Source organism: Rhodoplanes roseus (genome assembly GCF_003258865.1).
Taxonomy (GTDB): Bacteria; Pseudomonadota; Alphaproteobacteria; order Rhizobiales; family Xanthobacteraceae; genus Rhodoplanes; species Rhodoplanes roseus.
The window spans coordinates 1-2098 of record NZ_NPEX01000519.1 but is presented as its reverse complement, the minus strand read 5'-3'; the positions used below and the strand labels follow the sequence as shown (position 1 = coordinate 2098).

The 2098-nt window shown below is 67.9% G+C and carries 2 protein-coding genes; both read left to right on the top strand.

What is annotated here, in order from left to right; translation table 11 throughout:
- Nucleotides 1–98: 98 nt before the first annotated feature.
- Nucleotides 99–872, top strand: a complete 774-nt coding sequence (locus CH341_RS30885; protein ID WP_111423456.1) for a cyclase family protein — start codon at nt 99–101, stop codon at nt 870–872.
- A 198-nt stretch (nt 873–1070) separates the two neighbouring features.
- Nucleotides 1071–2018 (top strand): beta-keto acid cleavage family enzyme, encoded by a 948-nt coding sequence (locus CH341_RS30880; protein ID WP_111423454.1) that lies wholly within the window; start codon nt 1071–1073, stop codon nt 2016–2018.
- The last annotated feature ends 80 nt before the right edge of the window (nt 2019–2098 follow it).

Sequence of the window (2098 nt, the reverse complement as noted above, 5' to 3'; positions counted from 1 at the left end):
TCGCGGACCGTGTCGTCGACCTCGACCAGTGCGGTGAAGTCGAAGTCGGGCCCCATCAGCGCGATCAGCCGCGGCCGGCCCGACCCCGGAGCGAGACCATGAGAAAAATCATCGACCTGTCGATCTACTTCGAGAACGGGACGCTGGCGGATCCGCCCGTCTACGAGCCGAAGATCAACTACCGCACCCACAAGGACACGACCGACGAGCTGCTGCCCTTCTTCCCCGGCCTGAAGGCCGAGGACATGCCGGACGGCGAGGCCTGGGCGATCGAGTGGGCGCAGATCACCACCCACAACGGCACCCATCTCGACGCGCCGTATCACTTCGCCTCGACCATGAACAACGGCGAGCGCGCCATCACGATCGACGAGGTGCCGCTCGACTGGTGCTTCCAGCCCGGCGTGAAGCTCGACTTCCGGCACTTCGCGGACGGCTACGTCGTCACGGCCGAGGACGTGGAGAAGGAGCTCGCCCGCATCGGCCACACGCTGAAGCCGCTGGAGATCGTCGTCGTCAACACCCGCGCCGGCGAGGTCTACGGCCGCGAGGGCTATGTCGCGGCGGGCTGCGGCATGGGCCGCGAGGCGACCCTCTATCTCACCGAGCGCGGCGTGCGGGTCACCGGCACGGACGCCTGGAGCTGGGACGCGCCCTTCGTCTACACGGCCAAGAGATACGCGGCCACCAAGGATGCCGGCCTGATCTGGGAAGGCCACAAGGCGGGTCGCACGATCGGCTACTGCCACATCGAGAAGCTGCACAATCTCGAGACGCTGCCGCCGACCGGATTCACCATCGCCTGCTTCCCGGCCAAGATCCGCGGCGCCTCCGCCGGCTGGACGAGGGCCGTGGCCATCATCGAGGAGTGAGGCTCGCGACCACGCGCCGCGACCATCCGCCCTCACCCTGAGGAGCCGCCGAAAGCGGCGTCTCGACGGGCGAGGGCGGCCCGTGTCGTGGCCACATGGTTCGAGACGCGGCCCGTGGTCGCTCCTCACCATGAGGATCGAGCTTTTTCCCGCGGACGCTGACGCACCCGAGAATCTCCCCCGAACCAAGGAACCCTCATGTCGAAACTGATCATCACGGCGGCCGTCACCGGATCCGTGCACACGCCCAGCCTGTCGCCCTATCTGCCGCTCACCCCGGAGCAGATCGCGACCGACGCGATTCTCGCCGCGAAGGCCGGCGCCGCGCTCGTCCACGTGCATGCGCGCGATCCGCAGACCGGCAAGCCTTCCGCGGACCCTGCGCTCTACGAGGAGATCGTCCGGCGCATCAGCGCCGAGACCACGGCGGCGATCTGCATCACCACGGGCGGCTCCAAGGAGATGACGGTCGCCGAGCGCGCCCGCTCGGTGGCGTTGCTCAAGCCCGAGCTCGCCTCGCTCAACACCGGCTCGATGAACTTCGCCATCCATCCGCTGGCGGCGAAGATCAAGGAGCCGAAATACGACTGGGAGGTCCCGTTCCTGCAGGCGACCGAGGACTGGATCTTCCCGAACACCTTCAAGACGCTCGCCGAGTTCGCGACCTTCATGACCGCGGCCGGCACCAAGCCGGAGCTCGAGGTCTACGACGCCGGCATGCTGTCCAACGTGCAGTTCCTGCTGTCGACCGGCGTGCTGAAGGCGCCGATCCACCTGCAGTTCGTGCTCGGCATCCTGGGCGGCATGCAGGCCAGCGTCGGCAATCTCGTGTTCCTCCACGAGAGCGCCTGCCGGATGATCGGCGAAAAGAACTTCACCTGGTCGTTGTCGGCGGCAGGGCGCGCGCAGCTCCCGATGATGGCGACCGCGATGGGCATGGGCGGCAACGTCCGGGTCGGCCTCGAGGACAATCTGTATCTCGCCCCAAAGGTGCTGGCGAAGTCGAGCGCCGAGCAGGTCGAGCGGATCATGACGATCGCGGCCGCGCTGAGCATCCCGGTGGCGACCCCGGCCGAAGCGCGAGAGATCCTCGGCCTGAAGGGCCCGGCCGCGGTCGGCTGGGCGCAGAAGGCCGCGGCGGAGTAGGACGCGAGCCTCACGACCGTCGTCGTCCGCGCCAGTTAGGGCTGTGCAGAATTTCTCCGTCGTCCCGGGGCGGCGCGTCA

Excerpts from the sequence above, each read along its gene's own strand:
- CH341_RS30885 (WP_111423456.1), top strand. The coding sequence starts at position 99 with ATGAGAAAAATCATCGACCTGTCGATCTACTTCGAGAACGGGACGCTG.
- CH341_RS30880 (WP_111423454.1), top strand. The coding sequence starts at position 1,071 with ATGTCGAAACTGATCATCACGGCGGCCGTCACCGGATCCGTGCACACG.